Source organism: Rummeliibacillus sp. NPDC094406 (assembly GCF_044763875.1).
Taxonomy (GTDB): Bacteria; Bacillota; Bacilli; order Bacillales_A; family Planococcaceae; genus Rummeliibacillus.
Genome location: NZ_JBIWGZ010000002.1, coordinates 365857 through 387467, shown reverse-complemented (window position 1 = coordinate 387467; position 21611 = coordinate 365857). Strand labels below are relative to the sequence as shown.

Annotated in this window: 20 protein-coding genes; 18 read left to right on the top strand and 2 right to left on the bottom strand. The window is 35.5% G+C overall.

Annotated elements, in window-relative coordinates; translation table 11 throughout:
• Positions 1-304: 304 nt before the first annotated feature.
• Positions 305-1219 carry a hypothetical protein gene (locus ACIQ4I_RS06725; protein WP_403094293.1) on the bottom strand — a complete coding sequence of 305 codons (915 nt, stop codon included), beginning with the start codon at positions 1217-1219 and terminating at the stop codon, positions 305-307.
• Between the two features lie 110 nt (positions 1220-1329).
• On the opposite strand from ACIQ4I_RS06725, the gene ACIQ4I_RS06720 reads away from it, so the two are divergent.
• A complete protein-coding gene (locus tag ACIQ4I_RS06720; protein WP_403094290.1) occupies positions 1330-2379 on the top strand; it encodes a SepM family pheromone-processing serine protease in 1050 nt (349 codons plus the stop codon).
• A gap of 5 nt (positions 2380-2384) precedes the next feature.
• Here ACIQ4I_RS06720 and ACIQ4I_RS06715 read toward each other — a convergent pair whose 3' ends face one another.
• Positions 2385-3584 carry a nucleotidyltransferase gene (locus ACIQ4I_RS06715; protein ID WP_403094288.1) on the bottom strand — a complete coding sequence of 400 codons (1200 nt, stop codon included), beginning with the start codon at positions 3582-3584 and terminating at the stop codon, positions 2385-2387.
• Positions 3585-3710: 126 nt separating this feature from the next.
• On the opposite strand from ACIQ4I_RS06715, the gene ACIQ4I_RS06710 reads away from it, so the two are divergent.
• The 17 genes from ACIQ4I_RS06710 (at position 3711) to ftsA (ending at position 21562) form a co-directional block, all read left to right on the top strand.
• The gene (locus tag ACIQ4I_RS06710) at positions 3711-4244 is read left to right on the top strand and encodes a YceD family protein (RefSeq protein ID WP_403094286.1); all 534 of its coding nucleotides are present in this window, start codon (positions 3711-3713) and stop codon (positions 4242-4244) included.
• A 24-nt stretch (positions 4245-4268) separates the two neighbouring features.
• Positions 4269-4442 carry a 50S ribosomal protein L32 gene (rpmF, locus tag ACIQ4I_RS06705; protein WP_102692762.1) on the top strand — a complete coding sequence of 58 codons (174 nt, stop codon included), beginning with the start codon at positions 4269-4271 and terminating at the stop codon, positions 4440-4442.
• A 254-nt stretch (positions 4443-4696) separates the two neighbouring features.
• Positions 4697-5458: an enoyl-CoA hydratase/isomerase family protein gene (locus tag ACIQ4I_RS06700; RefSeq protein WP_403094283.1), complete on the top strand. Its 762-nt coding sequence runs from the start codon at positions 4697-4699 to the stop codon at positions 5456-5458.
• 53 nt (positions 5459-5511) lie between these two features.
• On the top strand, positions 5512-5901 hold the full coding sequence (locus tag ACIQ4I_RS06695) for a transcriptional regulator (RefSeq protein WP_403094281.1): 390 nt from the start codon (positions 5512-5514) through the stop codon (positions 5899-5901).
• A 202-nt stretch (positions 5902-6103) separates the two neighbouring features.
• On the top strand, positions 6104-7006 hold the full coding sequence (locus ACIQ4I_RS06690) for a ketopantoate reductase family protein (RefSeq protein WP_403094278.1): 903 nt from the start codon (positions 6104-6106) through the stop codon (positions 7004-7006).
• A complete protein-coding gene (locus ACIQ4I_RS06685) occupies positions 7006-7395 on the top strand; it encodes a DUF3397 domain-containing protein (RefSeq protein ID WP_403095101.1) in 390 nt (129 codons plus the stop codon). The genes ACIQ4I_RS06690 and ACIQ4I_RS06685 overlap by 1 nt, the downstream gene beginning before the upstream one ends.
• 77 nt (positions 7396-7472) lie before the next feature.
• Complete coding sequence (gene bshC / locus ACIQ4I_RS06680; RefSeq protein ID WP_403094276.1) at positions 7473-9089, top strand: bacillithiol biosynthesis cysteine-adding enzyme BshC; 1617 nt, start codon at positions 7473-7475, stop codon at positions 9087-9089.
• A gap of 561 nt (positions 9090-9650) precedes the next feature.
• Positions 9651-10082 (top strand): division/cell wall cluster transcriptional repressor MraZ, encoded by a 432-nt coding sequence (gene mraZ / locus ACIQ4I_RS06675; RefSeq protein ID WP_397537423.1) that lies wholly within the window; start codon positions 9651-9653, stop codon positions 10080-10082.
• 21 nt (positions 10083-10103) lie between these two features.
• Positions 10104-11042, top strand: a complete 939-nt coding sequence (gene rsmH / locus ACIQ4I_RS06670; RefSeq protein WP_403094274.1) for a 16S rRNA (cytosine(1402)-N(4))-methyltransferase RsmH — start codon at positions 10104-10106, stop codon at positions 11040-11042.
• A gap of 14 nt (positions 11043-11056) precedes the next feature.
• Positions 11057-11428 carry a cell division protein FtsL gene (gene ftsL / locus ACIQ4I_RS06665; RefSeq protein WP_403094271.1) on the top strand — a complete coding sequence of 124 codons (372 nt, stop codon included), beginning with the start codon at positions 11057-11059 and terminating at the stop codon, positions 11426-11428.
• A gap of 32 nt (positions 11429-11460) precedes the next feature.
• On the top strand, positions 11461-13578 hold the full coding sequence (locus ACIQ4I_RS06660; RefSeq protein WP_403094268.1) for a penicillin-binding transpeptidase domain-containing protein: 2118 nt from the start codon (positions 11461-11463) through the stop codon (positions 13576-13578).
• Positions 13579-13660: 82 nt separating this feature from the next.
• Positions 13661-15577, top strand: a complete 1917-nt coding sequence (locus ACIQ4I_RS06655) for a stage V sporulation protein D (protein ID WP_403094265.1) — start codon at positions 13661-13663, stop codon at positions 15575-15577.
• 76 nt (positions 15578-15653) lie between these two features.
• On the top strand, positions 15654-16625 hold the full coding sequence (mraY, locus tag ACIQ4I_RS06650) for a phospho-N-acetylmuramoyl-pentapeptide-transferase (protein WP_403094263.1): 972 nt from the start codon (positions 15654-15656) through the stop codon (positions 16623-16625).
• On the top strand, positions 16625-17977 hold the full coding sequence (murD, locus tag ACIQ4I_RS06645) for a UDP-N-acetylmuramoyl-L-alanine--D-glutamate ligase (RefSeq protein WP_403094260.1): 1353 nt from the start codon (positions 16625-16627) through the stop codon (positions 17975-17977). The genes mraY and murD overlap by 1 nt, the downstream gene beginning before the upstream one ends.
• Positions 17978-18002: 25 nt before the next feature.
• Positions 18003-19088, top strand: a complete 1086-nt coding sequence (ftsW, locus tag ACIQ4I_RS06640) for a putative lipid II flippase FtsW (protein ID WP_403094257.1) — start codon at positions 18003-18005, stop codon at positions 19086-19088.
• A gap of 21 nt (positions 19089-19109) precedes the next feature.
• Positions 19110-19871: a cell division protein FtsQ/DivIB gene (locus ACIQ4I_RS06635; RefSeq protein WP_403094254.1), complete on the top strand. Its 762-nt coding sequence runs from the start codon at positions 19110-19112 to the stop codon at positions 19869-19871.
• Between the two features lie 404 nt (positions 19872-20275).
• The gene (ftsA, locus tag ACIQ4I_RS06630; protein WP_397537432.1) at positions 20276-21562 is read left to right on the top strand and encodes a cell division protein FtsA; all 1287 of its coding nucleotides are present in this window, start codon (positions 20276-20278) and stop codon (positions 21560-21562) included.
• Positions 21563-21611 lie beyond the last annotated feature (49 nt).

The window sequence follows — 21611 nt, the reverse complement described above, 5'->3', positions numbered from 1 at the left end:
ATGTTTGTGCTATATCTATTAGAATATTGTCTAGTAGCGGAAGATGGTGACTCCTGCGGGAAAGCGAGACAGGTGAGACCCCGCAGGGAACGAAGTGAGCGAGGAGGCTCAACGCTCGCCCGCGGAAAGCGCCATCTGTAGCGGCATGTTAAACAAATAGTATATTTGAAGTATAATTTGAATTATTGGATTGTACATTTAGATAATATTCGTGTTTTTTGGCTAGAAAAGTATTTATGAAATTGATTCAAAGAGAAACTTCACACATAACCCTACTCTATAAAGATGGGATATCTTAGTAAGCCTAATGAGAGATAAAAATTAACCAATATAAAAAAGGAATCAATAATGTTTGGAAAACTCTTGTATATACATAAGGTTTCATGGATATTCTTGCCTCTTTGGCAAGAACTGCAACTTGTAAATGAATACTTAAACCTTGCATCGATAAGATAGTAATTACTATCAATTCTAACCACTTAGAATTTGCGAATAAGTTTTGTGAAGCGTCTAAGCCAGATGTCATTTCAAGAAGACTGTAGAGTGAAAGCATAATGGCATTAGGTAATTGATGGACAAATCGTAACAAAGTTTCAGTCAATACAAAACTTATAGTTGTAAAAAAAATAACTGTAGCAGCTACTAGTAGAACCGTGGGTAAGCTATTTTTGATGCTTTCAATAAGTGGTGATGTGATGGTATCTGGTTGTTGCGAAACAATCGGATGGGTATTTTTTTTTCGGAATTTAAGAATAAAAATAGCGAGCAAGACAATATTAACTAAATGAATTAATGCGAGCATATACCAGCCGCTATTGGGGTTTTTTAGTATTTCAACACCGACAAAGCCAACAACAAAAAGAGGACTTGGAGCATGGCAAATTGCTAATAGCAATGGGGCTTCTTTTTTTGTGACTTGCTGTTGTTTATATAAAAAGCTAATAGTCGCTGCACCAGTAGGAAAGCCTCCTAATGCACTAAGAAAATAAACTTGTAAATAAAATTTCCATTTTGAATGCTGTGGTATACTGGAGACATTTGTTAATCGTAAAAGCCATTGAGTCAGTATAAGATACGGTAGTAAGTATGGAAATAAATGGTCAATAAAGAGTTCCATACCTGTATCGGCACCTTCGTGGGCTAGTCCAGGTTGTAAAAGTAATAAAAGAATAAAAAGCCAGCATATCAATATATTGCTGTAGTGTAATACGATGAACATCATCCATTCTTATAATTTTATGAGAACAAGTGATAAACTAATTAAACTGTGTAAGCGAACAAATTTTCTAATGTAGCGTCATATGATATGACTAAAGAGAGGTGTACCAAATGAATTTAAAAAGGTTTTTGGCATTAATTATTTTAACAGCGCTAATAATCCTCGGTTTTGTTTATCCGATGCATTATTATATTATGCAGCCAGGCGGTGCATATGATTTAGATAACTATGTAAAAGTTGAACATGCAGATGAGCCTAGTAAGGGAAAGTTAAATATGATGACTGTCGCAATGTCTGTCGCTACCCCATTTACTTATGCTTTAGCTCATTTTAGCGATGAAAAAGAAATTTTAAAAACGAGCCAAGTCAGAAGCCCAAATGAAAGTGATAAAGATTATAACAACCGTCAGCTTAAACTTATGACAGATTCTCAATTTAATGCAAAGTATGTAGCTTATAAAAAAGCGGGTCTAGACTATAAGGTTCATTACAATGGAGTATATGTTTACTCTGTGGTTGAAAAAGGTGCTGCAGATGGGATTCTAAATACTGGCGATGAAGTCATCGGTATTGATGGTAAAGAAGTTCATAAACATACAGAACTTGTAGATTATTTAGAAACAAAGAAAAAGGGTGATCAAGTAAAAGTTAAAATTAAACACGATGATAATATAATGGAAAAATCAATTACACTTAAAGAGATTCCTGGAGCGCAAGGAAAGATTGGTCTAGGTATATCATTTGCAGATAGCACTACGATTACGACAAACCCTAAAGTTGTCATTCATGCAGAAGATATTGGTGGACCATCAGCTGGATTAATGTTCACTCTAGAAATCATTGACCAGTTAACCAAAGGTGATTTAACAAAAGGATACAATATTGCAGGTACAGGTGAAATGTACGAAACAGGCGAAGTTGGTCGGATAGGTGGAATTGATAAAAAAGTAATTGCTGCAAATGATGCTGGCGTTGAAATTTTCTTTGCGCCAAATGACACATTACCTGAAATTGTGAAGAAGAAGAATCCTGGAATCCAGTCTAATTACCAAGAAGCTGTAAAAGAAGCAAAAAAATTGGGCACGAAAATGAAAATCGTACCCGTTAAAACTGTAGATGACGCTTTGAAATATTTAGAAAAGATTCCAGAAAAGAAATGATATAATCAATATCGAATGGGCGGGATTTTAAAATCCATGCCCATTTTATTTTTCCCAAGAGTTAGCATATATAAATCAGTTGCATGAATATCTTGAAGTAACATTGCATCAGTGGAGCTTGCAACACGACTTATAACAGGTAAAGTAAAAAGTTTTTTTCGCTCAGATAAATAACGTTGCCCATTTTGGGTCATACCAAGTATGCGAATATAGCTTGGAAGATTCGACGCTTTTAGCTGTTGCCATGTAAAGTTAGTGAAAATATGCGTAATCATGCGTTGTATTCTTGTCCAAGTATAGCGCTTAGATTTTACTTTTTGCATAAAACTATTAAAATCTTGGCATTCCTTCGCAGCTTGTATGATTAAAAATTCTATCCCCTCAGTAACTTCTGCGAATGATGCAATTTGTTCCGGTGTTAGACGTAGAATGGAAAATCTCAAATATGGCCAAAAAAGTTCCCAATTTGCGAAATGGTGATATTCTTTGTGCCAATCTGTTAATACACTGTAAGATGTCTCTGGTAAAAATGAAGTGACATTTTGTATGGAGTGCTGTTCCTGAATCGCTTGACGAATACCTGTTGCACTAGCGATTGTCGTACCATCCTGTATCGCATCATGATACCCTGCTTGTATACGTTGAATCGTAATCGGCTTTACATGTGTATGATATTTTTGGGCAGTTTCTACGTAATGATAGCCAAGAATATTATTAGGCATTGTTAAATCAGCGTATGCATGCCCGTTATTTGGGATAAGCTGTTGGTAGGCTGTATTTAAAGCTTGAGGATAGCTTAAACCGGTTTTAACTAATTTCTTGATATTTTCTTGAAAAGCACCGTTTCCGGCCTCTAAAAGGCTATAAGTATGCAAAAACGGTGCAATGTCTCCTTGTTCACTTCCAAAAGATAAAAAATCACATTGTAAAGCTTCTAGTAAAAGGACACCACCCTTAGCAAAATCACTTGCTTGAGCCGTAGCATAAACGTATGGCAGTTCAATGACTAGATCCACTCCACTTGCTAGTGCCATTTTCGTTCTAGCCCATTTATCAACAAAGGCAGGCTCACCCCGCTGCAAAAAATGGCCACTCATTACTGCGATCATTACATCTGCATCTGTATGTTCGCGTGATTTTTTGATATGATAGAGATGTCCGTTATGAAATGGATTGTATTCGACAATTACACCAGTTGCAATCAAATCTTCACCCCGTTTATACTTAGTAATATGATTATACGAGGACTTTTGGTTAGTGACAAGAAAATATCTTGACATCTATAAATTAGCATTATATAATCAACTTTGTTGTCTTGAGGTGATAAACGTATGAAATGGGCAATCCCACAATTATCTAAATATCGCCAAAACGGGATGCCAATTGACGAAATTGTTCAATTGGACGGACTTATGCGTCGTAATGCGGACATTCGCCGTATTACACCCGTTCATGTAAAAGGATTCTGCACTTTTGGTGCAGGTCAAATGAATTGTCATTTCCAATTGACAGGCACACTTACACTTCCTTGTTCACGAACTTGGGAAGATGTCGAGTTCCCTTTTGATATTGAATCAGATGAAGTTTTTAGCTGGTCTGACGAAGTAAATGCAGATGAATATGATAATGTTCATCCTGTTGAAGGGGAAGTAATCGATGTTGACCCTGTTTTAGAAGAACTAATTTTATTAGAAATTCCATTACAAGTGTTCAAAGAAGGTGCTGAAAATCCAGCTCCAAAAAATAAATCCAATTGGTCTTATTTAACGGAAGATGAGTTTTTAAGTCAAAAAGAAAAAGACGCACAAAAAACGGATCCAAGACTGGCTGCATTAGCTAAGTATTTTGATCAAACAGACGAATAACCGATCTGTAAGGAGGTGCCATCAATGGCTGTACCATTTAGAAGAACTTCTAAAACTGCGAAACGTCAACGTCGCACACATTTTAAACTAGCTGTACCAGGTATGGTTGCTTGCCCAAACTGTGGTGAACTTAAATTGGCTCACCATGTATGTAAAGCATGTGGACAATACAAAGGTAAAGAAGTTGTGAGCAAATAATTCAGTATTTGTTCTAAAAAAGACTACTAGAGAGACCATGGCTCTCAAGTGGTCTTTTTTTATTTGCCTAATTAAACTTCAAGAGGTGGCTAATGGACGGGGGACTTGCGGCTACTTCAACTGTGTAAAAACCATCAGTAAAGTTTAACAGAGCCTAGCCTATTATTTGAATGATAAAGCTAAATATATTTAAATATGATTTTTATGGTAAAATAATTGATAATTTCAAATTATTAAGCAAAGGGGATATTTTGATGGCTTATTATTTTTCAGAACAAGATGGTGTATTAACATTTACGATTAATCGACCGGAAAAACGTAACGCGATTAATGATGAAGTGATGGAAGGATTTAAAGAAGTTATTACATACGTACATGATCATAAATCTGTACGTTTTTTAGTAATTACAGGTGAAGGGGATCAAGCTTTTTGCTCCGGGGGGGACTTATCAGAATTTCATAATCTTTTTACGGAAGAACAAGCTTTTGGAATGCTAAGCAAAATGGCGGAAATTTTATATGAACTTGCAACATTACCGGTCCCTACAATTGCACTCATTAATGGTGCTGCAGTTGGTGGAGGATGCGAGATAGCTACTGCATGCGATTTCCGATTAGTTAAAAAAGAAGCAAGATGTGGCTTTATACAAGGGACATTAGGTATTACTTCCGGATGGGGTGGAGGAACATACTTATTTGAAAGAGGTTTACGCCATGATCGAGCACTGAAAATGTTAGTAGATGCAAAAGTATACCCAGCAGAATTACTTTATGAAATTGGCTTTGCTATGCGTGTTTTTGAAAATGATAAAGAACTAGCTTTAGCTGAATTTATAGCAGATATGAAGAAAATTCATCCAAGTGTCCACAAGGCATATAAAGAAATGGAGTTAAGGAAATGGCGTGAACGTAATTTGTTTGACCGTGTTATGGATGAAGTCAAAACATGTGCAAAATTATGGGAAGGCGAAGAACACCATAAAGCTGTGAAACAGTTTCTATCAAAAACAAAATAACTTCTAAACTTGAAAATCTCGCATATAGTAGTAAAAAATGCGAGGTGATATGTATGGAATTAAAAAAGCGAAAAGATCAATGGCTTCAGCAAGATGATGACCGTCTAGCACAAATTGTGTTACAGGCAGTCAGTGAAGGACGCTCGCAATTAGCAGGCTTTCAAGAGGCAGGGGAAGCTTTAGGTAGGACTAAACAAGCATGTGGATTTAGATGGAATAAAACGTTACGTAAAATTCATGAAAAGGAATTAGATAATGCAAAGTCTCAGCCCAAACAAATGATGAGAACGCATTTAAAGCAAGCGCTAACAAGTTTTGATCAATTATCAGAGGCTTATTTTGAGTTGAAAGATGACTATGATCAACTTCAACATAATTATTCGGAATTACTTCATTGGGTTGAGACGGGAACGCAATTTTTAAAAAAGGAAACATCTGAATAGATGTTTCCTTTTTTCTTGAAGTAATATATGTTTCTACCCTAATACTCGAATTTTATAAGAATTAGATTAGTAAGAGTCCAAGTAGCAAATATTAACACCATATCGAAAACATCCAGTATATCCAGTATAATAATGATAGCCACAGGGTTTGCCGATTAAGGTGGATCTTTTTTAGGGTTAAGTATAAAGAAGAGGTGTGCAGATGCATTTTGTTATCGTTGGTGGAGGAGCCGTTGGACTTGTTATCGCTAATTCTTTCGCTCAATTTGGACATACAGTAGAATTGCTTGTTCATTCAGAAAAACAGCGATTAGCTATTCAAAATGAAGGAGTAGCATTTACGGATTGTTATGGTGAGAAAAGCGTTCGGAAATTTGTTGTGAGTACAAATGCTAGAGATTTACAACAACAAGCCATCTGGATTATTGCAGTGAAATATCACCATCTTAATGAGTTAACCCCATTATTTAATCAGTTATCAGAGGATACAGAGCTATTATTTATCCAAAATGGCATTCGACATATAGAGTTTGCAAAGAATCTTAAACAGCATACGATTTTAATGGGATCTGTGGAATTTGGGGCTGAAAAAGTTGATAACCACAGTGTAATACATCGAGGTATTGGTGCTTTGAAAATAGCAAATTACAGAGGTCAACAATCCAATGTTGAAAAGTATTCATCACTAGCCTCAAATGAGTTTCCTGTTGCTTTAATGAATGATTACAGTAAAATGTTATTGCGAAAAGCACTATTGAATTGCTTTGTGAATACTCTAACCACTATACTAAGAGTGAAAAATGGTGCGCTGATTGAGTATCCATCTAGCGAAAAAATACTGCACCAATTATATCAAGAAGTAATGACCGCCTTTCCTGAACAAAAATCTGAGCTTTCATTTGAGGATGTAGCAAATGTATGTAAAAATACCGCACAAAATACTTCTTCAATGTTTGCGGATTATTTGAATGGAAGAATAATGGAGATTGATACGATTATAGGTGGCATCATAGAATTAGCTCAAGAAAGAGGCTATGCAGTCCACATGCTATCAACTTGTTATTCATTATTACAGGCGATGCAAGAAGGTGGTGTAAGAAATTGATGGCGATTTTATCCTTTATATTGGATATTTTCGTGTTATGCCCGTTTCTTATTTTAGGAATACTATATCTAATGTTAAAAAAGTTCACCAAGAAATCAGTGAATCACTTTAGCAAAGCGGCAGACATAACAACTATTATATTGTTTTTTTCAATACCTAAAACTGTAAAATTTTTTTGGTCCTTTGATATAGGTTTTACGGTCTTAATTATTGCAATACTAATTGCAATAGTGTTTACAGTAATTGAATGGAGAACAAAGAAAGAAATTGAGTTAATGCCTTTATTTCGTAAAATATGGCGTTTTCTATTTTTAGTTCTATCATGTACATATATTGCAGTATTACTTACGGCAATCGTTCAAAAAATATTTATTCTTCTATCCGTTTGAGCGTATTTTTTTATATATACGCAAGGTAAATGCTATACTTCAATATAGTTAACTATCATAGAGGAGTTTACAATGTTATGAAATTGGAGCAAATTGAGATTCCTATAACGAATCCTTTACTAGATGATTATCGTAAGGAGAAATCGTCTATATTATCATTTTTTCATTATCCAAATAGAACAGAATCATTTTCACAACGTTTAGAGGATTTACAGAATCATCCTATTCGTCGTGGGCAATTAGTGGCAATTATTCGTGACTTTATGGAGGCTTTTGAAATCTCGAGTAAGGCAGAAGAACATTTACAAGAATTAGAAGATAATGCGGTCGTCATTGTTGGAGGTCAACAATCTGGATTGCTAACTGGTCCTTTATACTCTGTTCATAAAGCAATTTCCGTTATTTTGTTAGCAAAAGAGCAACGCGAAAATCTAGGAATACCTGTTGTGCCTGTATTCTGGATTGCTGGAGAAGATCATGATATTGATGAGATTAATCATACCTTCACAGCAGTAAATGGTCGTTTAGAAAAACATATTTATGGTGAACGTTCGAAAAAGAAAACGATGGCATCTACTACAGCATTAGATGTTGAAATGGCTCGCAATTTCATCAACGAGACTTTTAAGCAGTATGGTGAGACAGCTTATACCGAAAATCTATTAGCAAACATTGACGCTATTCTACAAAAGAGTACAACATACACAGATTTCTTTGTACAATTAATGAATGGGTTGTTTAAAGAAGAGGGTTTATTATTTATCGATGCTTCTGATCCGAAATTACGTGAATATGAAGCGCCTTATTTTGAAAAACTAGTTCAACTTTCAGAAACAATTGCAGATGTCGTAACAATTCGAGAAGCAGATCTAGCTGAATTCGGATATGGTACTCCAATCGGTGCGACTAAAGAAGCTGCTAATCTTTTCTATGTAAAAGATGGTGAACGTTTCTTATTAGAGCGCCATGATGGTAAATTTATCAATCATATGGCAAATGTTCAATTTACAAAAAGTGAAATGTTGAAACTAGCAAAAGAAAATCCAACGTGTTTAAGTAATAATGTTGTCACTCGACCATTAATGCAAGATATGGTATTCCCTGTGCTTGCATTTGTCGGGGGTCCTGGTGAACTAGCATATTGGTCTACTCTAAAAGATGCATTCGAAACATTAAATATGAAAGTGCCAGTTTTTGTACCTCGCATGAATATGACAATTGTAGATCGACAAGTACAGCCGATACTTGATGAATTGCAAATTTCTGTAGCTGACGCCATTGCAGGAAAAACTGCCGCTTTAAAATCTTCGTTTGAAAATGAAGTATATGATGCCGGTGCAAAAGAAGTACTTGAACAAACCAAACAATTACTGCAATCGCAATATGATGGATTACAAGATCATTTAAGTAAAAACAATATCCATTTGGAAAAATTAGTTGATAAAAACTTATCAATCCATGAATCACAACTTGACTTTCTAATGCGTAAGATTGAACAAGAAATCTTGTTCAAACATGATGTAGAGTTAAGAAAATATCGTACGATTGAAGATCGCATACTACCGGGCGGTGGTTTACAAGAAAGAACATTCAATCCATTCCAGTTTATAAACGAATATGGTGAAGACCTAGTAAAAGATATGATGGAATTACCATTCTCAATAAATGGAAAGCATAATGTAATCTTTTTGTAACGCCCCGAGTAGTAAAAGAGAATTAATTTTGAAGGATTTTTAAGTGAATCAATTTCATAATTCAAAGATTTGATAAAAAGTACGAAAATTAAATGGGTGCCATTGTTATACGCCATATCTATTAGAATATTGTATATGTAGCGGAAGATGGCGAGTCCTCGAAAATGCATTCGCATTTCCTTCGTGCGATGTTAATTCAGAGAGGTCTATTCATAGTCCTGCCGGAAAGCGTCCTCCTGTAGCGAAACTGATGAAATATCGACAGTATTGTTAAATAAAACCATTGTGTAATACAAAACATAACAAAAATCAAAAGGTTATCTCACTGAGATAACCTTTTTTTGTGAGAAAAGTAATGTGTGATTCGTTATATAGAAAAAGAGAATCTACATAATGTGAGCTCATGGCATAAATTATCTATTAGTATTTGAAAATGTAAACATGAATAAGATTTTAAGTACAAATTACACATTTTTATAATTTGACTTTGAATTGTTTATGAATTAGTGGTGGAATGTGGGGGAATGTGGTAATCTATTTTCATATAGTGGGGTGAGTACCATGTTCATGGGGGAATATCAACATAACATTGATGCAAAAGGCCGCTTAATCATACCAGCAAAATTTAGAGAACACTTCGCAGAAGGTTTTGTCATCACTCGAGGATTGGATCAATGTTTGTTTGGGTATCCTATTGAAGAGTGGAGGAAACTCGAAGAAAAGTTGAAAAAGTTGCCTGTTACGAAAAAGGATGCACGTGCATTTACGCGATTCTTCTTTTCAGGCGCAACAGAGGTAGAAATCGATAAGCAAGGCCGTATTAACATTCCCATGAATTTACTCTCATATGCCCATGTAGAAAAAGAATGCGTCATTCTCGGCGTGTCCAACAGAATTGAGATTTGGGCACAGCAATCTTGGCAAGCATACTTTGCAGAATCTGAGGATTCGTTTAACGAGATTGCTGAGAATATGATTGACTTTGATATATAACAACAAAGAGGAGGATTTCAGTTGTTCAATCATACGACCGTATTACTGAAAGAAACCGTTGATGGATTGAACATTCGTCCTGACGGTATTTATGTGGACTGTACTTTAGGCGGTGCAGGACATAGCGAGTACCTCGTTAGCCAATTATCTAATGAAGGACGCCTCATCTGTTTTGATCAAGATTTAACTGCAATTGACAACGCAAAAGTTCGTTTAGCTCCTTATATCGATCGTGTAACGTTTGTCCATTCAAACTTTCGCTATTTGAAAGAAGAACTAGCCAATTTAGGGATTTCTAAAGTAGATGGAGTTTTATACGATTTGGGGGTTTCGTCACCACAGCTTGATAATGCTGAAAGAGGTTTTAGTTATCATCAAGATGCACCACTTGATATGCGAATGGACACAACAGCAGAACTTACTGCCTATCATGTTGTCAACGAGTGGGATTACAACGATTTAGTTAGAATTTTTTACCGTTATGGAGAAGAGAAATTTTCAAAACAAATTGCACGTAAAATTGAAGAGGCACGAGAAAAAGAGCCAATTCGTACAACAGGTGAATTAGTAGATCTAATCAAGGAAGGAATTCCAGCAGCAGCAAGACGCAAAGGGGGACATCCTGCAAAACGTGTTTTCCAAGCAATTCGTATTGCTGTTAATGATGAGTTAGGAGCAGCTGAAGATTCTTTACAACAAGCGATTGATGTGATTAATGTGGGTGGACGAGTAAGTGTCATTACATTCCATTCTCTTGAAGATCGCTTATGTAAAACAATTTTCAAAGAAGCTTCATCATTACCTGAATTACCACCTGGCTTACCTGTAGTTCCAGCAGAATTAGCACCAGCTATTAAACTTATCACAAGAAAACCGATATTACCAACAGATGAAGAACTCGAAGTAAATAACCGTGCACGATCTGCAAAACTACGCATTGCTGAAAGAATCAAAGACTAAGAGGAGTTGATAACATGGCACTACTTGATCAGAAGGAACATCATATATATATTCAGCAACCAGTTGCTCCTGAAGGGCTAGTCCCGAAACCTGCGAAAAAACCTTTCAAGAGTATAATTACAAAAACAGAAAAAGTTCTGATGATTGCAATGGTTGCAGCGATTGCGGTGATTGCTGTAATGAATTTAAACATTCAATCTTCGATCAATAGCACTTCAGTTGAAATTCAAAAGACTGAAATGAGTATAGATGAAGTGAAAAAACAAAACTCAGAATTGTCTATGGAAGTAAGTGAACTTTCAACATATGATCGTATTTGGAAAAAAGCGAAAGCTTTGGGCTTAAAACTCAACGAAAATAACGTGAAAGTAGTGTCAGGACAATGAAAAAGAGTAAGTTTCAATGGGGAGCCTCCACGATGCTAATCATCTATGGGCTCCTATTTTTTTTAATGTTTTTTAGAATTTTCTATATTCAAGTAACAGGACAAGCAGAAGGACAGAAGTTGGCTGCAAAAGCAACTGCCAGATACGAAAAAACAAAAACAATTACAGCAGATCGAGGGAATATTTTAGATAGACAAGGGCAAGTAATCGCTAAAGATGCTATTAGCTACCGCTTAGTTGCTGTTGTTAATCCCAAAGCATCTAAAGGAACGAATAAAGTGATGCATGTTGAAAATCCTAAAAAAACAGCTGCAGTATTAGCAAAATATATTGATATGGATGAAGATGAAATATATAAAAGGCTAACCCCAGAAAAAAAGGACACTTATCAAGTAGAGTTTGGGGCAGCAGGTCGTGATATTAGTCATGCAACTATGAAAGAAATTGAAAAAGAGCACCTTCCAGGAATTATTTTCATGGAAGATAAAAAGCGATTTTACCCTAACGGAACTTTTGCATCTAACTTAATTGGTATAGCAGGAAAGAAAAATGATGAAGATCCGCAAGCTCCTACAGTAGGGAAAATGGGTTTAGAAGCTATTTATAATAAAGAACTTTCAGGTGTGAATGGTAACGTACAGTATAAAAGTGACTTATTTGGATATCTATTGCCGAATAGTAAGGAAATGATCCAACCTGCAAAAGATGGCGATAATGTTTATCTAACGATTGATAAGACAATTCAAAATTTCTTAGAAGATTCTATGAGCAAGGTGTATAAGCAATATAATCCGGAATCAATGGTTGCTGTTGTAGCAGACCCTAAAACAGGTGAAATATTAGCAGTCTCTCAACGTCCAACATTTAATCCTCAGACGGGTGAAGGGTTAGATAACAGTTGGATTAACAAAATGACTGAAACAACTATTGAACCAGGTTCGACGATGAAGACATTTACACTTGCAACTGCAATTCAAGAAGGTAAATGGAATCCGAATGACACGTTCCAATCGGGTCAATATACAGTGTACGATCGTACGATTCGAGATGCTAACCAAGTAGGATGGGGTAGAATTACATATTTAGAAGGGATTCAACGTTCCTCAAACGTTGGGATGGCAAACCTGTTGAAAAAAATTGGTGATGATACATTCATTCAATACATGAAAAAATTTGGCTTCGGCCAAAAAACAGGTATTGATTTACCAAACGAAGCAACAGGGAAGATTTTAGATGAATATCCAATTAACCGAGTAACAACTACGTATGGTCAAGGATCTACAGTGACACCAATTCAATTAATTCAGGCAGAAACGGCAATTGCTAATAACGGTAAAATGATGCAACCTTATGTAATTGATAAAGTTGTTGACCCGAACACAGGTAAAATTGTTAAAGAACATAAGCCGGTTGTAAAGGGAAATCCTATTTCAGCGGAAACAGCTAAGCAAGTAAGGGATACGTTAGCAACAACCGTTACTTCAGAAAAAGGTACAGCACAAAAATTTGCAAGTAAGGAATACGAAGTAGCAGGTAAAACAGGTACGGCACAAATTCCTAAACCAAATGGAGGCTACTATTGGGGGACGAATAATTTCCTATATTCATTTTTAGGTATGGCTCCTGCCAAAGATCCAAAGTTAATCATGTATGTTGCAGTGGAAAAGCCACATTTAGGTGTAACAGAAGTAGGATCAGAGCCGACGTCAAAAATATTTAATACAGTAATGGATAGTAGTTTAAAATATTTGAACATCAAGCCATCCAAGTCTACTACTGAAAAAGCTATTTTAATGGAAGATGTTGTAGGACAAGAATCGGACAACGTCATTACAAATCTAGAATCCAAAAATATCCAAACAATTCGTATTGGATCTAAAGGTAAAATAACGGATCAATATCCGAAAAAAGGACAATCAGTATTCGCAACAAATCATGCGTTTATCAAAACATCAGGTAATATACAAATTCCAGATTTTAAAGGGTGGTCATTGCGTGATATATTAACGTACCAATCTTTATCGGGTATTGAGATCGACGTAAACGGTGATGGATACGTACAAAAGCAAAATATAAAACCAGGTACAGTATATGATGGGAATAAAAAAATAGTATTAACATTGGAAAAACCACAACAACAATATAAATAGTTTCAAAAGAAAATTTTAGATAAAGCATAGTCACCTTTTTACAATCATATTTTGAATGTAAAAAGGTGTGATTTGTCGAACAATGTGGGTAACTAAACAAGCAAGTGTGAGATTAAAATTTGTGTTGATGATTTTTATCTGTTTAGGTTTTTTGCTTATTGGAAAATTGATTGTCGTTCAATTTATACAACATGAGTTTTTAACAAAAAAGGCGGAAGAGAATTGGGACCGTGAAGTGCCAATGAAGAGTTTACGAGGCGATATTACTGATCGAAATGGTAAACTTTTAGTGGGGAATAAATTGGCGCCTACACTATATTTTATGCCTGCTCAAAATAAAGAACCTGAAAAAGTTGCAGCACAATTGGCACCAATATTACAAATGGACGAAAAAGATTTAGAAGAAAAACTAAAGAAACCGGGTTTCATCGTAAAAATTGCGCCAGAAGGCAAGAATATTTCTTATGAAATAGCGGAGAAGATACAACAGCTACAAATTCCAGGTCTGTATACGGGTTTAGATTATATTAGAGATTATCCGTATGGCGAATTACTTTCTAGATTATTAGGATTTACTGGTAGTGACATGCAAGGACTAGCAGGGTTAGAATATCAATATAATGATCTCTTATTAGGTAAGGAATCAGCTATTCGTTTATTTACAGATGCCAAAGGTGCTAATTTACCCCACGTAGAAGATGGGTGGAGGGAAGGGCAAGATGGTGCATCGTTAGAGTTGACTATCGATATGGATGTTCAAAAGGTTATTGAGAGAGAATTGTCTCAAGCAATGGAAAAGTATGAAGCGGATCAAGCAATTGGAATTGCTATGAATCCTAACACTGGAGAGATACTAGGATTAGCTTCATTTCCTACATATAATCCAGCCGAGTACCAAAAAGTAGATTCGAAGATTTATAATCGAAATTTACCTGTTTGGATGACATATGAACCTGGATCTACATTTAAAATCATAACATTAAGTGCAGCGTTAGAAGAAAATGTAGTTGATTTGAAAAACGATCAATTTTATGATCCAGGTTATGCCATGGTAGAAGGGGCGAAGCTACGTTGTTGGAAACGATCGGGGCATGGTCAAGAAACATTCCTTGAAGTTGTTGAAAACTCTTGTAACCCAGGGTTTATCGAATTAGGAAGACGTGTTGGACCAACTAAACTTCAACAGTATATCCGTGACTTTGGATTTGGACAGGTGACAGGCTCTAATATGGCTGGGGAATCAACAGGTATTCTATTTTCACCCAAGAACTATGGTCCTGTTGAACATGCGACGACCTCATTTGGCCAAGGAATATCCGTTACACCTATACAACAAGTACAGGCGGTTTCTGCAGCTGTTAATGGTGGAAAACTAATGACGCCTTATATCGTCAAAAACATTATTAATAGTGAAAATGGTAAAGTTCTTAAGTCATATGAGCCTACTCAAAAAGGCCAAGTTATTCGTCCGGAAACATCTGCGAAGGTCCGAGCAGCTCTAGAATCTGTTGTTGCGAATGGATCAGGAAGAAGTGCTTATAGAGATCATTTGAGAATTGGCGGAAAAACAGGGACTGCACAAAAAGCGGAAAATGGGCGCTATAAAGATGGAGAATATATCGTATCCTTTATCGGCTTTGCACCAGCAGATGACCCGAAAATTGTGGTTTATGTTGCTATCGATAATCCAAAGCATGGTTCTCAATTTGGTGGTGTCATTGCGGCCCCAATTGTTGGGCAAATTATTGAAGATATTCATCCGATTGTAGGGATAACGGATCGTAAAGATCAGATAGAAAAACAATATCGTTGGGGAGATATTGAAAAAGTTCGTGTTCCCGATTTAGTTGGCAAAACGAAAAAAGAGATTACAGAAATGTTGTATCCGTTTCGTTTAGAATGGCATGGAGAAGGCGATAAAATTGTTTCTCAAATTCCAAAAGCAGACGCACAAATTGTTAAAGATGGGACTATTCACGTTTATTTAGAAAATCAGTAATGTTAGTCTTTAAAAATGTAACTGAAACTACTATGATAGTACATGTACTAAAGAAGGTTAGAAGGAGAATTTTTTCATGTCAATCGAAACAATGCTAATTATTTTAGCAATTTCATTTATTAGTTCGGTCATATTAGGACCAATTATTATCCCTATGTTAAGACGCTTTAAATTTGGTCAAAGCATTCGAGAAGAAGGGCCAAAATCGCATATGAAAAAGGCAGGTACCCCTACCATGGGTGGTGTCATTTTCTTACTTTCCATTATTGTAACAACAGTAATTATGAGTTTAGTAAAGGGTGCATTTACATCTCAATCTATAATTTTGATACTTGTCCTAGTTGGATATGGAGTAGTTGGCTTTTTAGATGATGGACTCAAAATTATTTTCAAACGTAATTTGGGATTAACATCTTTACAAAAACTGATCGCACAAATAGTTATTTCGATTGCGGCCTATTTCTTAATGAAGTTAGGAACGTTTCATAATACAGTTCAAATTCCGTTTACAGATTTTGCAATACATTTAGGTGTATTCTATGTGCTGTTTTTAATCTTCTGGTTAGTTGGCTTTTCAAATGCAGTCAATTTAACAGATGGATTAGACGGATTAGTATCAGGAACAGCTTCGATTGCTTTTGCAGCTTATGGTGTGTTGGCACTCTTAAATGATCAATTGGATGTTGCCATTTTTGCCTTTGCAGTTGTGGGTGCTTTACTTGGTTTCTTAATCTTCAATGCAAACCCTGCAAAAGTATTTATGGGCGACACAGGTTCGCTGGCTTTAGGTGGTGCGTTAGCTATGTTATCTATCCTGGTTGGCCAAGAACTACTATTATTAATAATCGGAATAATTTTTGTCGTTGAAACTTTATCTGTTATTATGCAAGTAACAAGTTTCAAATTAACAGGTAAAAGAATTTTTAAAATGAGTCCACTACATCACCATTTTGAACTATCAGGTTGGTCAGAATGGCGTATTGTCCTAACGTTCTGGTTAACAGCATTAGTGGCGGCATTGATCGCAGTGGTTCCGGAGGTATTATAATGAAAAACGTAGCCATGATGGAACACAAAAAAGTATTAGTATTAGGTCTAGCTAAAAGTGGTGTAGCTGCCGCAGAATTACTTCATAAAATGGGCGCATTTGTAACAGTGAATGATGCAAAACCGTTTGAAGAAAATAAGGATGCACAAAAACTTCTACAACAAGGAATTACCGTAATTTGCGGCCGTCACCCAGAAGATTTATTGGATGACGGATTCGAATTAGTTATTAAGAACCCTGGTATACCATATACAAATATTATTGTAGCGGATGCAGTAAAACGTGGAATTCCAGTATGGACAGAAGTGGAATTAGCTTACTTAATTAGTGAAGCACCTATGATTGGTATTACTGGTTCAAATGGTAAAACAACTACAACTACTTTGCTTTACCATATTTTGAACCAAGGTGGCTTGAAGCCATTAATCGCAGGGAATATTGGTACAGTAGCTTGTACTGTAACAGAAACGGCTGAAGCCGATAATATTATTGTGACAGAATTATCTTCTTTCCAACTAATGGGAACTGAGATGTTTAAACCGAAAATAGCCATTTGGACGAATTTATTTGAAGCACATATCGATTATCATGGATCAATGGAAGCGTATGGTGATGCCAAATTCTGTATCACACGTAACCAAGATGAGACAGATTATCTAATCTATAACGCAGACCAAAAAATCGTTGCTTCATATGCTCGAAAATCAAATGCGCACTTAATTCCATTTACAACGACTCATATAAATGAAGAAGGAATTAGTGCAGATGATGAAATGATTTATTGGTTAGGTAAACCATTTATGAAACGAGATATTATCGCTTTACCTGGTAAACATAACCTAGAGAATGTTCTTGCAGCTGTCGCGGCAGCTATTATTATGAGCTGTCCGAAAGATAAAATGGAACACGTATTAAATTCATTTACTGGTGTTAAACATCGCACACAATTTGTTCGTGAATGGAAACAGCGTAAAATCTTTAATGACTCAAAAGCAACAAACACACTTGCTACGCGTAGTGCACTTGAAGCATTTAAACAACCAATTGTACTACTAGCAGGTGGTTTAGATCGTGGTCATTCATTCGAAGAATTACGACCATTTATGTCAAATGTTCATGTAGTTGTGGTATCTGGTCAAACAGCAGATCGTTTTGCAGAATTCGCTACTTCTTGTGGTGTAAAAACAATTGTCCATGCTAAGGATATTCAAGAAGCAGTACCAAAAGCAGCAGAATTATCAAATGAAGGTGATGTCATTTTACTTTCACCAGCATGTGCAAGTTGGGATCAATATCCAAACTTTGAAACACGTGGAGACTTGTTTATCGAAGCAGTTATGAATTTAAAATAATTGCCATTATTAAGTAATAGGAAGGATGCCTTGCCTGATACAACGTGAGAGACTTTGGTTAATGATTGCAACGTTATTTTTGACTGTCATTGGCATTGTTTTTGTTTACTCTGCCGGTACTTACTGGGGGAAGATTCACTACGGTCAAACAGCACCTTTTTTAGTAAAACAGTTAATCTATTTAGGAGTAGCGTTATTTGCCTTTTTCATTTGTAGCCGTTATAAAGGGCTACAATTGGAAAAGACTTGGACGCTCCTATATTGGCTGTCGTTACTTTTACTTGTCGCTGTATTAATTCCGGGAATTGGCGTTGTTCGAAATGGTTCGCAAAGTTGGATTGCACTTGGACCACTTAGTCTTCAACCATCTGAACTTACCAAGATTGCTACAATCGTCAAACTAAGCTTTATTCTGGCGAATCAAAAAGCAACGGAATCTAAAATTCACTGGCGGCATTTTTTATATTTATTTTTACCAATAGCGCTAATAATGTTACAACCTGATTTCGGATCAGCCTTTATTTTAATCGTTTCTGTGTTTTTGCTGTTCTTTATAGCTGGTTATCCTATACGTTTTTACGCTTTCCTGATCATTGTTGGTGTTGTAGGGTTAGTAGGGTTAATACTTTCAGCTCCTTATCGTCTAAAGAGAATAGAAGCGTTTTTAGATCCTTGGTCAGATCCACTTGGAAGTGGTTTTCAAGCAATACAATCATTGCTTGCTATAGGTCCAGCAGGCCTATATGGATTTGGCTTTGGAAATAGCCGACAAAAGTACTTATACTTACCCGAACCACAGAATGATTTCATTTTTTCAATTATTGCAGAAGAAATGGGATTTATCGGAGCTGCAACGATAATTTGTGCTTTTGGTTTACTAATCTACGCTGGTTTTAAATTAGCGTATAAATCAAGTATGAAAGTTTCGTTATATAGTATTGCAACATTAATAGGGATGATTGGTTTTCAAGCTTTTTTGAATATCGGAGTTGTTTCAGGGTTGTTGCCGGTAACCGGTGTGACCTTACCGTTTATTAGTTATGGGGGAACATCCCTTGTCGTAACATGGATTGCTATTGGAATTGTGTGGAATTTTTCGAAAGAAAGATAATTTTAGAAAGGAGTGATCAGTTTGGAAAAAATTATTGATATCGAAGAACGAATTCCGACATTAAAAGAGCGTCGAAAAAAAAGAACAAATCGTCGCTTTCTCGTACTTATTGCCATTTTCGTTATAACCTTACTGACACTTCTGTATTTTCAATCTCCATTAAGTCATATTGGAAAAATTACAGTTGAAGGAAATCACCTAAAGAGTAAAGAATATTACATAAAGCATAGTGGTCTTGAAAAAGGGAACTCTCTATGGGAATTCAAAAGTAGTTCAGTAGAAAGATTATTAAAGGAACAACAAATTGTAAAGAATGTATCGATAAAAAGAAAATGGTTGAATGATATCACAATTTCTGTGACTGAATATGATCAAGTTGCATATTTAAAGGAAAATAACCAATATAATTTGGTGTTAAACAACGGGACAATTTTACATTTGAATAAAATACCGGATAGTTTGAATATGCCGATATTAGTAGGTTTTGAGGATGAAAAAACGAGAATGAAAATGATTAAACAACTTAGCAAGTTGAATGATGAATTAATCGCTTTAATCTCTCAAGTGAATGCCATGCCAAATGATTCAAATCCATATGCAATTCAAATGTTTATGAATGATGGATTTGAAGTAAGAGCATCGATTCCTACGCTTGCGTCGAAATTGAAATATTATCCATCGATTGTTTCACAAGTCAAAAAAGGTGAAAAAGGGGTAATTGACTTAGAAGTTGGAACTTTTTATCGTTCTTATAAAAGTGAGTATGGGGAAAGTGAAAAGTAATTGTATCCTGTAAGTCCAAAAATTGTATAAATAATCTAAATTTATTCTATTTATTCTGGTAATCAGTTTTAATTAGGCTATAAATATAGTAATCTTAGCTTAAACAGAAATGTAATTGAATAAGTCTAAGAAAAACTATAAAAAGTGCTTAATAGTTATTTGTGATTATTAGAGTTAGAAGTAAGTGTATAAATACATGTAGGAATAGTATTTTAGAATCTTTTTAGTCTACACAGACAGAATTTCGAGCTTTTAACACTATGTAAATAATAAAAAATGCATCAAAAGTTAAAAAAAACAGTATATATGAAGGAATTTTAAATAGTTTTCCTGAATTTATTTAGACAAGTTCATAATTTTACAATAGAATAATCATTAAGAGTTGTTGAAGGAGGTGCCACAGTTTGAATCATTCAGAATTATACGTTTCTTTAGATATAGGATCTTCTTCTGTTAAAGTCCTCATCGGAGAGGTTAATGAGGAGACTGTGCATGTAATTGGTGTTGGTAATGTCAAGTCATCAGGTATTCGTAGAGGAAGCATTGTAGATATTGATGCTACTGTACAATCTATAAAAAAAGCAATCGATCAAGCTGAGAGAATGGTAGGTATGTCTATCAATAAAGTAATATTAGGTATACCTGCTAATCAAGTTCAGCTTCATGATGTAAAAGGTGTAGTTGCAGTTAATAGCGAGAATCGCGAAATTACTGATGTGGATTTAGATCGTGTAATAGAATCTGCACAACTTATGTCTATTTCACCAGATCGTGAATTAGTCAATATTGTTCCAAGCCAATATATCGTGGACGGTTTAGATGGGATTAATGATCCTAGAGGGATGATCGGTATTCGTCTAGAAATGGATGGTACTATGATTACCACATCAAAAACAGTTTTACACAATGTCCTACGTTGTGTTGAAAAGGCTGGATTAGAAATTCAACAAATTTATTTGCAACCGTTAGCAGCTGGTGAATTTGCGCTTACGGAAGATGATCGTAATAGAGGAACTGCATTCATCGATATTGGTGGAGGTTCAACAACAATTGCAGTATTCAAAGATGGTCATTTTTTGCATACAGCGATGATTCCAGTTGGCGGTGAACATATTACAAAAGATTTATCGATTGTATTAAAAACACCTACAGAACAAGCAGAAAAGATAAAAACAGAATTTGGACATGCATATTATGACGATGCTTCAGATGATGAATTATTTGAAGTTCCAGTAATAGGTGCAGATACAAAAGAGCAATTTAGTCAAAGATACATATCCGAAATTATAGGCGTTAGACTTGAAGAACTTTTTGATTTAATTATTGATGAATTATATCGAATGGGTATTCAAGATTTGCCTGGCGGAGTGGTATTGACTGGTGGCGTTGCAAAATTAGAAGGTCTTCCTCAATTAGCACGTCATGTCTTACAAACAAGTGTCAAAATTTATGTGCCTGATTACATTGGCGTAAGAGATCCTGAATATACAGCAGCTGTAAATTTAATACGTTATGCATACAAAGAATCACAATTTAACAGAGATGTTACAGATAATGTTCCTTTGGTACCTGCAGGGCGTGAAGATCATCATGTAGAACAACAAAATAGTTCTTCGCTATTTGAATCACAAGAGCATAGAGATGGTGTTCTTACGAAAGTTAAGGGCTTCTTTAATAGATTTCTAGAATAAAAAGGGCGATGTTCTCTACACATTATTAGCAAAATTAGGAGGAATAGAG